This is a genomic window from Cellulophaga sp. Hel_I_12, from assembly GCF_000799565.1.
Classification (GTDB): domain Bacteria; phylum Bacteroidota; class Bacteroidia; order Flavobacteriales; family Flavobacteriaceae; genus Cellulophaga.
On the sequence record NZ_JUHB01000001.1, the window covers coordinates 3,697,375 to 3,712,344 of the forward strand.

A 14,970-nucleotide genomic window follows, 5' to 3' on the forward strand; every position below is an offset into this window, starting at 1 on the left:
TTTCAGATGGTTAAAAAAGACAAACCACATTCTAGCTTTATAAAATTTTAGCGTAAGTAGTGGAAATAAAATAGCTCTTATTACTAAAAGAGGTTTTTTCCAAGATAAATATTGACAATTTTACAGAGGGATAAAATTCAACAATTTTATTAAAGGAACACTTATCTGCCTTGGATAAGGTCATCTTCTAAAACTTTGATATTGATTTAAAAAACTCAGCTAAATTTACAAACTAATTTTTATGAATTTCATAAAAAAGAATTCCACCTTTTAAATCAACCGAAACTAATTGAGAAGCATCAGGCGCAATGTCCATAGCACTAATTGTAGCTTTGTGTTTGATGATATCTTCTAAATGTTGACCATTAGTTTTATTCCATTTTCGAATAGATCTGTCAATACCTGCGGTAAATATATATTCTTCCGTTAACTCACCTACTGTTAATGCCAATTGTAAAGGAATCCTCAAAGTGGTATCTTGTTCCTTTACGTAGTATGGCCAATCTTCGTGTTGTTTTTTTGGTGAAGTAGAATCAATAGCGGCATTGTAATACTGAAAGTTTGTATCGTTAATCAGTAGCATATTATTTGAAGCATCAATGGCAGCCAAATTACCATTAATCTTAACTTCTTTTTCAATCAAATTCTTTAAAGGATGCCAAAAAAGATAAGTACCCTTGCCTTTAAGGATAATGCTGCTATTTTTTGAAATTCCTGTAATCCTATAAGTTGACAAACTATCCGGAAGTGTTATTAAAGCTTGGTCATTTTTTAAATTCCAAATATGGTTTTTTCGGTCAGCCGAACGTCCTGCTAATATATTTCCATCGGTTGATAAAAAAATATTGGATATCCAAGTTTTTTCTAAAGTCAGTCTATCTATGATCGCTTTGTTCTTGGCATCAATAATAAAAATACCAGAATTAAGTGTTGATGCATAAATACGATGCGTTATTGAATCATATGCTAAACTATATATCTCATCTGGGATTTGTAATACTAAAGTTTCTTTTTCTTTTCCATGAATTCTCTGTGCAATTCTTCCATCAAAAGTTGAAACTAGCACTGTATCCTTGTTCGATATATAAACAACATCGGTGTAGGCTAATGGATTTATAGCCGTAAATGCAGCCTTTTTAATTGAGATTTTCTGTTCACAACTACTTAGAGTTATTTTGAAGATCACTAGTAATATCAACTTCCTTCTCATTATGATGTACTTATTTTTCTTTTCCATTTTCTATGATTTCAAACTGCGTGCCTTCATCAGAAGCTCCAATTGAGATTTTATTACCGTTATTTCCCCAAACCTGCAAAGTAGCTGCACCTTGAGGCTCGGCAATAAACAGGGCACGTTGTGATGTTTTTGAGTCTAGTGTTAGAAATATATTTCCATAATCGTTATCAGTCACGTAACCGCCTCTTTCTTGACCTTCAGAATCATATAGCATGATGCCACTCACTTCACCACCTCTAGAAAATCGATTGCCATGACCTTGTGGGTCGGGAAGGTTGGCACCAATAATTACACGTTCAACCCCATTGGCATCTGTTATTACAAGTCCCTGTGCTTTAATAATTTCATCAGAAAAATCTAGTTCTATGCTGCGATTTAAGTACTGATTTATAGCTAGAAATCCTGTGAAAGCAAGATTTAAAACTAATAGTGTTTTTATAAAAATGTTTTTCATAATTTAAATATTTTGAGGCTTTCAGGATAAGTTTTGTTTTTATTTAGTTTTAAGACGATTGAAACTTTATAATGCTACATTCACTTCTAAGTTTCGTTAAGATAGGACTGTTAATAATTCGAATCTATTAATCTTAAATTCCAACTGTCCTTGTAAGAAACAACAAATTTAGCGAGAGTCAAATCATCAATACTCAAGCAGAATCAATAAGGTATTCCAAGGTACAATCAAATTGTCGTAGCACACTCGGCTCATTCCCCAAAATTCCGAAAAAAAGCTATATAAGGAGAAAAGCGCTTCACTAAGAAAGATCTTGGACACAACTTCAAAGCCTCCGTTTTCTATTTCACTTGTCGGCTTAATTCCGAGAAAGATGAAAAGTGTTCAAACCATATCCCAATTTTTAACTTTGCTTTTAAGTCCGCCTATAATCATACAATAAAGTAAATCCATTTTCATAATCCACTCAACACATTCCTCTTCATTCCGTAAAAACTACATTTCGAGAAAAGAGCTTCATTACCAAAGGCCTTGGACACAATGCTAAATTTTTAGATTTCTACTTCACTAATTCCTGCTAGATAAAGCCTGGAACGTTGTGCTCCCAATCTAAAAATTAAGCATTAAGTCCGCTAAAAAACCTTGTTGCATTTTATGTTGCTTCCAGTGTTTTTGTAGTTCACTATAAGTTTAAAAGTAACACCCAATCCATCACTGTTATACCTTTTTTTGCTCGCAAAATTACAAGATTTAAGTTTGAACGACAGCATAATCAGGCTCGCTTCGACTGCGCTCAGCGCAGGCTACGCTCACTCTTTTTATATGTCGCAACAAACTTAAATATTGAAGCACACAAAGCAACAAAAAGAAGGTAACAGTGACGGCTCTATGGGAAGTACATCTAAAATACAAATCATGAAATCATATAAAGTCAACAAAAAGGAAGCAGCACAAAAGGAAAAACAAAAAAAGGAAAACGCTCTGGATATAATAAGTAAATCTCCTTCAAAAAATATAAAGGCAAACTACTTGAATGGTTCAAGTGGTCTTTTATTAATCAGGTCTGAAGCTATCAGGCTATAAATTCTTTGATTATGAGTACTATAAAAAATCATGTGCAGTTAATCGGAAATGTTGGACAAGAGCCAACCATTACAAACCTTGACAACAACAAAAAAGTGGCTCGGTTCTCCATCGCTACCAACGAAAGCTATAAAAATAGCAAAGGTGAAAAAGTTCAGAATACAGATTGGCATACTGTTGTAGCCTGGGGTAAGACCGCCGAAATTATCGAAAAATTTGTAAGCAAAGGAAAAGAGTTGGGCGTAACAGGAAAACTCAGAACTCGGAAATATACCACCGATGATGGAAGCGATCGCTATGTGACCGAAGTGGAAGCAAGAGAAATACTATTACTTGGCACTAAAAATGACTAGTAATTTTTAAAACAATTTAAAAGGGCGTCCCCGAATTTAAACGCCCTTTTTTTTGATAGACATTATGAACTTTTTAAACAGAACACAATGACAGTACAAAGTAACAAAATTAAAGAAGAATTACAGCATTTTCATGGAACAGAAATGTGCTACCAAATTCCACTGATACGAACACTTTTTACAGATGGATTGAAATATTTATCCGAGGTTGCCGAGTGTTTTTGGCTGATTACCGACACTTCTGTAATAGCAAAAAGTTTGATGAATAGAAGCGAGTTTGTAACCATCGACTTTAAAAGATTGTCCAAAGAAAAACAGGATTTAAGCGGTTATGAAGCAGAGATAATTTACACCGATGGAAATGACAACCTTTTAGAAAAACATGGATATAGAGTAACCGATTTTCCATTAGACGAACTTCGCTTATTTTTTGTAAATAATACCCTGATGCTACCAAGCGAATACTAAACTAATTATAAAATTGGAAGCCATGGTATATCTAAATTTTACAGATTTAAAGGAATAAGCACAAAACTGACTTTTGGAAACCTCCAAGAAAGATGTTGAACTTAAATTTGTCCATGATATTCGAAAATATATTAGAGTAAATTATACCTGTTTTAAAATCTTATGAAGTGCACCTGCCCAGAAATAGAAGTCAAGTATTATAAAATTTATATTCTTATCAGTATGTTTTTAATATTTGAATTTACATTAGGCAAATTAATAACACTAAAACCTCTGAGTAATCAGAGGTTTTTTGGAATAAAAAGGGATTAACATTCCTGTAAAGTTCACATTTATTCATTTATATTTTAAGATATGAATTTTTGATATAGCGCAGGTATCAATAGGATATGGTTCTAAATAAAATAATCATAATACAGCCGAGCTTATTTTAATTTGAAATAGTCAAAAAAAAGCAATACAACTAGAAAAGCATTCAACTCAACAATAAAAAATGCATTAAAAAATATTTTATAACTAATTTCAATGAAGTTAAATGTCCCAAACATGAAACACCTACTATTTTTTACCTATTTAATAGGTATTGGTCTATATGCCCAAAATGATGTTTTTGACCCGCTTAAAAGTAAAGGTCAATTATTTGAATATGCAACTTTTTATAATTCAGGTAGTGCTGATTTAAGCCTACAAGAGGTTGCGAAAGACTCCCTTTTTATAGGTAATATTTTAGAATCTGAAAACCATAGTGTTGGCTTTACAACAGATAATTTTTGGGTTCGATTTAGGCTAGAAAATAGCTCAGAAAATTCGATGACCTATTATTTGGAAACCGCAAGACCTATAACCGATAAGGCAGAATTATATCTAATAGATGGTAATGAAATTCAAACTTTTAAAAGTGGTGATAAAATCCCTTTTAACAACCGGCAAGTGGCGCATAGAGCCACTATTTTTAAATTAGATTTACCTGCTAATTCTATCCAACAAATTTATCTACATTTTAATAGTGACGGGGAAACATTAAATATTCCACTTAATCTCTATTCAGAACCCTTATTTTGGTATACCAACTACAATCAACAATTATTTCTTGGATTATTCTACGGTTTATTGTTTTTAGCAGGGGTAATATATTTGTTCTTTTATACAAGTCTTAAAGAAAGTGCATTTTTGTATTATGGCTTATATGTGTTTTCCATTGCATTTATGCAAGCGGCATTAGATGGGTTTATATTTGAATTTTTGTTGCCAAGTGGAGGTTTTTTGAATAGTAGGGCAGTTCTTATAACGGCATTATTTTCTAATTTTTTCTTGTTGAAATATTGTGAACATTTCCTAAAAATAGGCATACAACTGAAGAACTTTAAAACAGCATTTTATGTTATTTATACAATATTAGCTTTGTTGTTTTTACTGCTTTTTATAAACGATAGAACATTGGAAATTGCGTATCCATTAAGTAATTTGAACGGACTTTTTAGCTTGATTTTAATTTTAATAACCCTAATCACAATGCGTTTTAAGGGGATTGATATTGACACCTATTTCTTTATAGGAATATTTTTTTTGGTTCTAGGTCTTCTCGGGTTTGTAATGAATAATTTGAGTTTACTACCCAATAATTTTTATACCTTGAATAGTGCTAAATTTGGTTCTGGTTTTGAAGTTATTTTCCTGTCTTTGTCCATGACCAATTTGATTGGAAATTTACGATTGGAAAAGGAAATTTCTCAAGCAGAGGCCCTTCATAAATCACAAGAGATAAGTCAATTAAAAACATTTTTCATGTCTAATATGAGTCATGAATTAAGAACACCCATTAATGCCATTATGGGAATAGCTGAACATCAGTTAGGAAATCTTAATAACAAAGAAACCCGAGAACAATTTGAAATCATTAAAAATGCATCTTTAAGTTTACTAAGTAATGTGAATGACATTATTGATTTTGAACAGATAGAAAAAAATAAACTCGAATTGAATCTTCAAAATTTTAGTCCTTCTTCTATCCTAAATCAATTAAGTAATAATTGGAAGGCTGAAGCTACTAAAAAAGGTTTGGGTTTCAACTTTCATATGAATTCAGAAATCCCAACAAAGGTTAATGGTGATCCAGAACGATTTATACAAATCGTAAACAATGTATTGGCAAATGCAGTAAAATTCACTAAAAAAGGAAGTGTTAGTTTTGATGTAACCACATGTCAACAACCCGGGGATATTTGTCTTTTTTCTTTTGTAATATCAGATACAGGAGTTGGCATAGATCCGGAAAACATAAAAACTATTTTTGAAAGCTTTAGTCAAATGAGATCTAATCATTCGCGTGAGTATGGGGGTATAGGTTTAGGTTTAACTATCGTTAAACATTTAGTAGAACTTTTTAATGGCACTATAAGTATAGATAGCAAAATCAATAAAGGAACAGCTATATGTATAGAATTACCTCTAAAGAATAGTATCAAAGAAAATGAATATGTTACTGAACTAAAAACCAATTTAGATGCCTTAATTCCTCAACATGTTTTAATAGTTGAAGACAATAAGCTTAATCAAATGGTGATGCGTAAAATTTTGAAAAGTTTTCCTCACGTAAGTTTCAAGGTTGTAAATAACGGACAAGAAGCCTTAGATGCTCTAGTAGAGGATATTTATGACCTTATTTTAATGGATTTACAAATGCCTATTATGGATGGCTACGAGGCTACTCGAATAATTAGAAGTGGTGTATTAGGTAAACTCGTCGCTTGTATTCCTATTATAGCCGTAACTGCTGATGCCTTGCAAGAAACAAGACAGAAAGTTAGTGATTTGGGTATGAATGATTATATGACAAAGCCAGTGGATAAAGATTTATTGTTAGAGAAAATAATCTCTTTAAGCATCAATAAAGGTTCTAAACATAGCGCATAATGTTTGTTTTTTCACTCTTCAGAACTAAAGTTTAAACCATTGAAAATTCGAGGTATATTTTTATGGGTTTTCATTTGTAGGTAGAAAACTGATTAATTTGAATAAATTAGGAGAAAAGTATACCTGTTTTAAAATCCTAAGAAGTGAACTTGCCCAGGAATGGAAATCTAGTATTATTAGATTTATATTCTATCCGTATGTTTTTAATATTTAAACTAATTTTTTTTGGAATTAGTTGCCACTAAAACCTTTGAATTCTCAGAGGTTTTTTTTCAATTAGTACGGAATTGAAATTGCAAATCTGACGTCTGAAATTCAATAGTATTTTATTTTCATAAAATTAGGCACCATACCATGTCATTTGCCATCATTCCTCGTTTTTGTTTTACAAGACATTCCTATAACTTTAAAGAAGCAGGGTTTCAAAAAACAAAGCCATTGAAATGAATTTCAGTGGTTTGAATATTTTGGTCCCTGCGGGACGAAAATCGAAAAGCAAGAGGGTAACACGCAAAGCGGTGTTACACTATTCGATTTTCTCTGTAATCCCTTGATATAATTGGGATTAAAGGCTATTGATTTAGGGGCGATTTTACAACCTTTTACTAAAAAACTCTCGCAGCCCAATGAAAGCAATAATTTATTTACTAAAAAATGGACAAAGGGTATGAAAAAGAAAAATTTGAGACCATCAAGATAAAATCTTCGGTGGCTAAACGCTTTAGGAATTATTGCAGAATCATTTCTAAGTCGCAATCCATGACGCTTAAGCATATGGTTGATTTTTTTGAACTTAATGGGGTTTCACCAGAAGACAACTTAGGAACAACAATCTCCTCCCTGAAAAGACAAATAACGCAACGCACCAATGCGGTCATTGCCATCATTAAAAATATTGAAAAAATACATCATAAACCAACCACCGCCATCCTTCAATCTTTGTTTGAAGAAACAGCTCATCTGGAAAAAGAGGAGGAAGTTTTTGATTTTCAGAGTCCAAAACTTAGCACAGAAAATGAAGAATTAGATTATTTTAAAAAAGTCTATCGTCAATCGCAGGAATCAAATCAACAAAGAATACAAGCAGCAACAATGTTGTTTAAAAAACTCGTTTTTGTTCGAAATAGTTTTGGAACTGGACACTATAGGTTAAACATTTCGAAAGAACAAATGGCAATTTTAAAACAAAAATTAACGGATGTACATCACGATAACAGCACAGAAATCGGGAGCTAAATATTCAGCTTCTGTAGTTGATTTTGTAGCATATCTTGAGAAGGAAAATGAAGGGAAGACCATGGAAGAACAGGAACATTTTTTCAACCATTTTGGAGCTGATTTTTCTGGTCGAGAAGTCATTCAAGATATTGATGCAAATACCGCCAAGCTCAAAAAAACAGAACCGCGTTTTTATTCCATTACCGTAAGTCCAAGTAAGGCAGAATTAAAGCACTTGCAAAATAATCCTGAGGCCTTAAAGGAATATACCAGAGCTATTATGGAAGACTATGCCAAAGCTTTTCATCGAGAAATAGATGGGAAGCCAATCACCGTAAACGATATAAAATATTATGCGAAAGTGGAACACGAACGAAGTTATAAAGGCACCGACAAAGTCATACAAGAAAATGCGCCTTTCCGCAAAGAAATCGTACGCCTGCAAAACGAGATGCAAGAAATAAAAAGCGGAACAAGAGAGGGGAATATCCAAATCAGAAATCAAAGGATAAAGCAACTCATAGAAGAGGCTCCTCATAAACGAAATGGAAAACTAATAGCACAAGGTATGGCAAAAGAAGGAGCACAGTCTCATATTCATATTATTGTAAGTAGAAAAGACCAATCTAACCGGTATAGCTTATCCCCAGGAAGTAAATACAAGGCTTCAGAAACTACGCTGCACGGAAAAACCGTAAAACGAGGTTTTAATCGGGATGCCTTTTATGGAAATGCAGAAAAACGTTTTGATTCCTTATTTAAGTATCAACGGAATTATGTGGAAAAGTATGTATCCCGAAAATTGTTTATTAAGGACACTAAACAGTACTACACGAATATCATGGGATTGCCTGCCAATGAAAAAGCACTAGCATTTAAGTTATTAGGAAAGGCAGGATTGCCTACTCCTTTGATGAATATTCCCACCAATAAAGTGCAACTGGTACTCAAAGCAGTACAGTATTTAAAACGAGGTGTTGGGAAAGCCATTGAATCTGGATCTATTGGAATATGAATACAACACTAGTCAACAGTATTTTATATATCATATTGCCTATACTTATTACCGCTATGCTATGGATTTTATTCTTTTATAAGGATGAGAATGCTCAGATCGCTAAGAAATATCGGGTCAATTTTAAGCTTAAATATGGCCGTTTAAAAATAGAAAATCTTAAACGTGGTGTTTCTATTATCGGATCCGCGGGGAGTGGAAAAACAGAGAGTGTGGTGTATAATCTTTTACAACATCTAAGTAGACACAATTTTTGTGGAATTATTCATGATTATAAGGATTTTGAACTGACAGAAATAGCCTATCCTTTATTTAAAAATAAGGAGAACTTAAAGTTCTACACCATTTCATTTGATGCTATTCATCATAAGGTAAATCCAATTGCTCCTAGGTATTTGCCTAACGAAGAAAGTGTTAATGAATTGGCAAGGGTACTCATTGAAAACCTCCTAGAGCAAGGAACATCTATGAATGCTACTTCTCGTTTTTTTAATGATGCTGTGGAAGGCTTATTAGCAGGATTGATTTGGAAATTAAAAACAAGCTATCCTGAACTATGTACTTTACCTCATGTTATTGCCATATTCCAAACCATGAACACCCGAAAGTTAATGGCATTTTTAAGTTCGGATTTAACAGCCAAAAGTATGGCGAGTGCTTTTATTAACGGGGTGGATTCTGAAAAGCAAACAGCAGGGGTAAAAAGTAGTTTGGCTAACGCCTTCAAAAAAATAGGCTCTCAAAAAATGTTTATGGTGCTATCAGAAGACGAGGTGCCTTTGGATGTTAATAGTGATGCCAATCTTGGGATCATTTCTATGGTTAATAATCCTAAATATGAAACTGCTTATGCGCCTATTATTGCGACCATTATGCATACCGTCATCAAACAAATGAGTGTTAGGCATCGTCGCTCTGCGTTCGTTTTAATGGAAGAAGCTCCTACTATTAAACTCTTAAACATGCACCGAATTCCAGCTACACTTAGAAGTTATGATATCACAACTATATACGTGATGCAAGACAAAATACAGAATGATATGCTCTATGGCGATAAAGCGAGTAAAGCCATTTTAAGCAATCTTTCCTATCAATTCTTTGGAAAGGTAAATGATCCAGATACCGCTAAATATTACGAACAGTTTTTTGAACTGATAAAAATACCGACTAAAAGCGTCAGTAGGAGTAGTGGCTTGACTTTAGATAGCCGGATTACAAAAGGGGAGAAGGAAGTGGCTAAGCGTCGAGCTGCTATATTTTTTCGTTTGAAACAAGGAGAGTTTGTTGCTTTTGCAGATGGGAAAGATAGAAAGGTGAAATTTACCCTTCAAAAGATTGAAAAAGAACTCCCAAAGATAAAAGTGGACTATCCAGCGGAAGAGCTACGACTGAATTTAGAAAGGGTTTACCGGGAGGTGAAGACAGTACTAGGATAATTTTTAGAATGATATTTTTATAAAAAAAAAGCACGTAAGTAGTTTCTTCTTAGTGCTGAATCTTAAGCTTTTGAAGCTAAGCATAGTTTAACATATATTAAAAATTAATTGTATATTTGCATGAATATTTAATTATAAATAATGCAAAATAGTATAGATTTTGTTAATGTAATAATTAAAAAAGAAGGAGTATGAGTAAGATAAAGGAATTAACAAAACATTTAAGGCGAGGGAAAGTATATCGTAGGGTAGAGCTAGAACTTTGGTCCAATGCGGTTGATCGTCATATTGCAGAACTTTTAGAAGATAAAACGCTACAGAGGCTTTCTCCTGGACTCTACTATTATCCTAGAAAGACGGCATTTGGGGTAGCACCTCCGGATGAAGAAACTCTAGTGCGTAGTTTTTTGAAAGAAGATGAGTTTTTATTAATGTCTCCCAATGATTATAATACCTTAGGAGTAGGTACTACACAATTGTATAACAAACGCCTAGTCTATAATCATAAAAGGCATGGGAAATTTGTATTAGGTGGTAGAACATTTTTTTTTCATGTAAAACCTCGTTTTCCTAAAAAATTAACTACGGAATTTTTATTGGTGGATTTGGTAAACAATCTTGATAAACTCGCTGAAGACCCCAATGAAGTACTAACCAATGTGAAGGACAGGGCTAAAACATTGAATACTGCGAAGCTTCTAAAAGCAGTGAAAAACTATGGTGGGGTACAAGCTAAAAAAGTGTTTAGCACGGACTTAATTCATTAAACGCAGTTCTTATGCCTAGTAACTATCTTCATGAGCATCTTGATTTTATTAATCTATTGCGAATTATAGGACAAGAAAGAGATATTCAAATTCAATTAATTGAAAAGGATTACTGGATTATGCATGTGCTTTATGGTCTGAAAAAACAAGGTTTTGATTTTGAATTGAAAGGCGGAACTTCTTTATCTAAAGGCTATAAAATTATCGATCGATTTTCTGAAGATATTGACATTCATATCAAACCTCCGATGGCGTTAAAAGTGAATGAAAATCCCAAAAATACCAAGGATAATAGTATTCAATCTCGTAAGGAATTCTATGATTGGCTTGCTGAACATCTCGAGATTGATGGTATTGTAAAAATAGAAAGAGATACTGCTTTTGACGATGAATCTTATTATCGTAGTGGTGGAATTCGGCTTTTTTATGAGGCTAAAACGGGAAATTTGGAAGGTATCAAAGAAGGAATTTTATTGGAAGCAGGTTTTGATACAGTAACTCCAAACAAACAATTACAAATAAGTTCCTGGGCCTTTGATAAAGCATACAATACTTCGGGAATCAGTATTGTAGATAATCGAGCCAATAATGTTGTATGTTACCATCCTGGTTATACATTCATTGAGAAACTGCAAACAATCGCTACTAAATACAGACAAGAGCAAAGTGGAGAACCACCACGGGCTAATCTAATGCGACAATATTACGATGTATATTGTTTGTTAGCCTTAGAAGAAGTACAAAATTTTATAGGAAAACCAGCATATCATAAGCATAAAAAAACGCGCTTTCCTAAAGTGGATTTCGAGATTCCTATTTCAGAAAATGAAGCATTTTTATTAAACGATATGGATATCAGAGAAACTTTCAAAAAAAGATATAAAGCTACTGCATCACTTTATTATGCTGGACAGCCTAACTTTGAAGACCTTTTGATACGAATTAAAAAGTATATTGATCAATTATGAAGTTTTTGCAGTGAAATTATTTTACGATATTCATTTTTCTCTGAGAAGTTTTGAATCTCAACTGATTGGATAAAAGATAGAATAAATCATTCATAGGTTAAATGCTGCATAAACCAAATACGAACGGTTTTTTTTCCAATTACTCCATTTTTCAAATCAGCTGGAATCTCCCAAATATCAAATTTAGTTGGCCAGTCCGTTTTATAACCTTCTGCGGTCGGGTTAAACTTAAATCGGCTTTTTGCGAAATCATTTTCTTTAAACCTTTTCACAATGCTCTGAAGTAAATTCCAAATATCTTTTTCGTATTGGTCGATTGTCTCAGCTGTAAAGTCATAATAATAGTCTGGTTCAGCATTCCAAAAAATTTTGCATGCTGTTCCTTTGTCACATTTCGGACTGTTAATTATCCATTGCAAAACGACTGCTCCATCATCCCAATTGTAGTTGTCGGCAAGATAATATTGCTCCGCTGAATTTAGTGTTTTAAACTTCTCAAAATCGGGGATAGTTTCTTCATCATTTTCGATATCATCATCAAGTGAGAATCCGATAAAGTTTTTCTTAATCATTAATATTTTATGTGGACGAATTATCATTTATTCGGTAGGATATTTTTTGTTCAAGTCCAACTTTTGATGACCAAAAATTTTATTCATTTTTAAATTAATAACAATTACTATGTAAATATTTTCCTTGTCTGTTGGCAACAATATATGGTCATATGTATTTTGGTCATTTCGATAGACATATTCGACTGTTTCACTTTCATAAGTTATTTGATTAATTACTTTCTTTTCAGTCAATTCTCTAACATAGTCCCAAATGTCAATCGGTTCCTCAATTTCCATTGGGGTTATGTCTGTCATTTTATTCCCGAAAGTATTCTCGAATTCAGATTTGGTTAATTCGTATGTCATTTTTTTGCATTAAACACAACGGTTCGTATAACCGCAGTTACGGGTTAATATGCGTTAATTTTCGGTTTAGCACAGACGTTAGCAATTCCAAGTGGATTCGGACGTAGTCGAATCCGCCGTAATTGCGGTTATACATTGTTGTAGTGCGTTTTTTCATTTTTCAGATAACAGTTTTACAATATTCTGGCGATATTCCTCATCCTTTTCATTCAATTCGACAGTTCCGTTTTTTAAGTCAGGATTTAGATAGAATTCAGCGTATAGATTTTGCTCATTGTTGTCGTCAAAAAACAGCTTAAATTTAAATCGACCATTTTCTAAAGTTGCGTTTTCTCGGTTTAAAGGAAATATTGTGAAAGTCAGTTTTTCGGTCGAGAATTTCGTTTGTTTAGGTTGTCCGTAAAGTTTAGAAATTATACCTATTAGCTTATCGCTTTCAGTTCCGATTGATTGTATTTTAATCCCGTTTTCTACAAATCTGGTATTATCAATCTCATTATTCACGATTCCAGCTGGAATTCCGTCCGCAATATTGATTTTTAGTCCAACAATCTGATTTTCATATTTTGCTTTACAAGTCAAACTCCAAAATCCATTGTCTATTTTTTCCTTTTTAGTGATTGTGAAAATTAAATCTTGCCAACCTTCTTCAGCGTCTTGATTTGAAGTCAGTTCAATTAGATTTTTGTTTTGACTAAATCCGAAAACGCTACTTAAAATTCCCATTATTAATATCAGTTTCTTGATTTTCATTAGGTTGCTCTCAAATGTTCGTTAAGGCACATAGTTTACACAAGTTAAAGATTAGGGTTTACACTAAATTAGTTTCTAGCCTTGTTGCTTGTTGTTTATTTCTTAAATACTTTTCATCAAAGAAACCTAAAAATACGTTTCTATAAAATACCCTCCAAATACCATTACCCATTTCTTGAATACCTATGTATTTCCCTGTTAAAGCTGCGGTTACATATACCCAATAATAAGATTTCCATCTGATAGATCCATTTTGAGTTACTTTAAGCACTTTGTATTGCGCATCGTAATCAAAGTTAGGTATTTTTTCAAGGAATGGTCTAGTAGAAAAATCATGTATAGCAGCAGGAGTTTTCATGTCTAATGCTTCATGTGGTCTTATGTGATTATATTCCTTTACAAAGTGATTTAAACGCCTTTGCTGGGCTTTTAAATCATAAGCCGAGGGTTTGGCACAAGCTGCTTTTAAATCTCGATGCATGCGTTCATGTCTTCCGTTTTGTTCCGGATGAGCAGGGTCTGAAAAAACAGGTGTAATACCCAGCTCAATAAACCAATACGAGAGCTGCGTAAAGCGTTGAATGGTACGTACAGAACCAAAGGGACTACCGTTGTCTGTGTGTATTTGTTTAGGGATGCCAAAGGTTCTAAAGACCCTTGTAAATTCAGCCTTAGCAGACTTTAGGTTTTCATGATAATGGCCTTTGGCGGTAAATAGAAATCGACTTTTAGAGTCAGCAATAGTAAGTGGATGACAATAGATTTTATTGCCCATTAAAAACTTTCCTTTATAGTCCGCACTCCATACTTCATTACACTCTTTTGGGTCGAAAATAGGGTATACCGGTTTAACTCTTCGCATCCTTTTTTGCGGGCATACTAAACCGTTTTTCTTTAGGATGTTGTGAATTGTAACCACAGAAGGCACTTCTTGTTTTGTAAACTCGTTAAACAACAATTCCTTAATTTTTTTTGCTCCCCAATGCTTGTGTTTTTTCTTTAGTTTTAGAATACCATCAACGATATTTTGATTGGTTGCATTAGGGTGTTTTCCTGGAGCTCTGGACTGTTCTCTTAAGGCTTCAAAACCTTGTTTTTCGAACCTGCTGATCAACTTATAAGCCGTTGGTCTAGAGATTTCAAAACTTTTGCATAATTCCGTAATGGTGTATTTTCCAGTCCGCCATTCACAAATAAATTCAATTTTTTGTTCCATAGTTGTTGTTTCTTTCCAAGGCATAATTTCTGAGTTTTATTCAGAAAATTAGTCTTTAAAAGTGTAAACTATGTGCCTTTAAATTTGTAAAGGATGTCCCTTTAACGTACCCAAATGCACTACAACGTTTAGTATAAGAATAGTAGACGACTTCGTGGCACTTTCCTAT

At 33.3% G+C, this 14,970-nt stretch carries 15 protein-coding genes; 9 read left to right on the forward strand and 6 right to left on the reverse strand.

Going from position 1 to position 14,970, the window contains the following annotated elements:
* Window positions 1–232 precede the first annotated feature (232 nt).
* Together GQ45_RS16040 and GQ45_RS16045 are read right to left on the reverse strand one after the other, a co-directional pair.
* Entirely contained in the window at window positions 233–1,237 is a 1,005-nt protein-coding gene (locus GQ45_RS16040) for a hypothetical protein (protein WP_047419536.1), read from the reverse strand.
* A complete protein-coding gene (locus tag GQ45_RS16045) occupies window positions 1,221–1,691 on the reverse strand; it encodes a hypothetical protein (protein WP_047419537.1) in 471 nt (156 codons plus the stop codon). The genes GQ45_RS16040 and GQ45_RS16045 overlap by 17 nt, the downstream gene beginning before the upstream one ends.
* 915 nt (window positions 1,692–2,606) lie before the next feature.
* Between GQ45_RS16045 and GQ45_RS16050 the strand changes: the two genes are divergently transcribed.
* The 9 genes from GQ45_RS16050 to GQ45_RS16090 all read left to right on the forward strand — a co-directional run bounded on the left by GQ45_RS16050 (window position 2,607) and on the right by GQ45_RS16090 (window position 11,912).
* Window positions 2,607–2,774, forward strand: a complete 168-nt coding sequence (locus GQ45_RS16050) for a hypothetical protein (RefSeq protein WP_231555214.1) — start codon at window positions 2,607–2,609, stop codon at window positions 2,772–2,774.
* Window positions 2,775–2,785: 11 nt separating this feature from the next.
* On the forward strand, window positions 2,786–3,127 hold the full coding sequence (locus GQ45_RS16055) for a single-stranded DNA-binding protein (RefSeq protein ID WP_047419539.1): 342 nt from the start codon (window positions 2,786–2,788) through the stop codon (window positions 3,125–3,127).
* Window positions 3,128–3,214: 87 nt separating this feature from the next.
* The gene (locus GQ45_RS16060; protein WP_047419540.1) at window positions 3,215–3,595 is read left to right on the forward strand and encodes a DUF6876 family protein; all 381 of its coding nucleotides are present in this window, start codon (window positions 3,215–3,217) and stop codon (window positions 3,593–3,595) included.
* Between the two features lie 546 nt (window positions 3,596–4,141).
* Window positions 4,142–6,508, forward strand: a complete 2,367-nt coding sequence (locus tag GQ45_RS16065) for a hybrid sensor histidine kinase/response regulator (protein ID WP_052188295.1) — start codon at window positions 4,142–4,144, stop codon at window positions 6,506–6,508.
* 654 nt (window positions 6,509–7,162) lie between these two features.
* Window positions 7,163–7,744: a BfmA/BtgA family mobilization protein gene (locus GQ45_RS17685; RefSeq protein WP_052188299.1), complete on the forward strand. Its 582-nt coding sequence runs from the start codon at window positions 7,163–7,165 to the stop codon at window positions 7,742–7,744.
* Window positions 7,707–8,741, forward strand: a complete 1,035-nt coding sequence (mobB, locus tag GQ45_RS16075; protein WP_047419543.1) for a MobB family relaxase — start codon at window positions 7,707–7,709, stop codon at window positions 8,739–8,741. Before GQ45_RS17685 ends, mobB begins: the two co-directional genes overlap by 38 nt.
* Window positions 8,738–10,177, forward strand: a complete 1,440-nt coding sequence (locus GQ45_RS16080; protein WP_047419544.1) for a type IV secretory system conjugative DNA transfer family protein — start codon at window positions 8,738–8,740, stop codon at window positions 10,175–10,177. Before mobB ends, GQ45_RS16080 begins: the two co-directional genes overlap by 4 nt.
* 191 nt (window positions 10,178–10,368) lie before the next feature.
* Window positions 10,369–10,944, forward strand: coding sequence for a hypothetical protein (locus GQ45_RS16085; RefSeq protein WP_047419545.1), 576 nt, complete (start codon window positions 10,369–10,371; stop codon window positions 10,942–10,944).
* Window positions 10,945–10,955: 11 nt separating this feature from the next.
* Window positions 10,956–11,912, forward strand: a complete 957-nt coding sequence (locus GQ45_RS16090) for a nucleotidyl transferase AbiEii/AbiGii toxin family protein (protein WP_047419546.1) — start codon at window positions 10,956–10,958, stop codon at window positions 11,910–11,912.
* 86 nt (window positions 11,913–11,998) lie between these two features.
* Here the strand turns inward: GQ45_RS16090 and GQ45_RS16095 are convergent, their stop codons facing one another.
* The 4 genes from GQ45_RS16095 to GQ45_RS16110 all read right to left on the reverse strand — a co-directional run bounded on the left by GQ45_RS16095 (window position 11,999) and on the right by GQ45_RS16110 (window position 14,825).
* Window positions 11,999–12,484 (reverse strand): DUF4274 domain-containing protein, encoded by a 486-nt coding sequence (locus GQ45_RS16095; protein ID WP_197056977.1) that lies wholly within the window; start codon window positions 12,482–12,484, stop codon window positions 11,999–12,001.
* Between the two features lie 27 nt (window positions 12,485–12,511).
* Window positions 12,512–12,832 carry a hypothetical protein gene (locus tag GQ45_RS16100; RefSeq protein WP_047419552.1) on the reverse strand — a complete coding sequence of 107 codons (321 nt, stop codon included), beginning with the start codon at window positions 12,830–12,832 and terminating at the stop codon, window positions 12,512–12,514.
* 153 nt (window positions 12,833–12,985) lie between these two features.
* A complete protein-coding gene (locus tag GQ45_RS18165; RefSeq protein ID WP_197056979.1) occupies window positions 12,986–13,585 on the reverse strand; it encodes a hypothetical protein in 600 nt (199 codons plus the stop codon).
* A gap of 58 nt (window positions 13,586–13,643) precedes the next feature.
* Window positions 13,644–14,825, reverse strand: coding sequence for an integrase core domain-containing protein (locus tag GQ45_RS16110; protein ID WP_047419554.1), 1,182 nt, complete (start codon window positions 14,823–14,825; stop codon window positions 13,644–13,646).
* Window positions 14,826–14,970 lie beyond the last annotated feature (145 nt).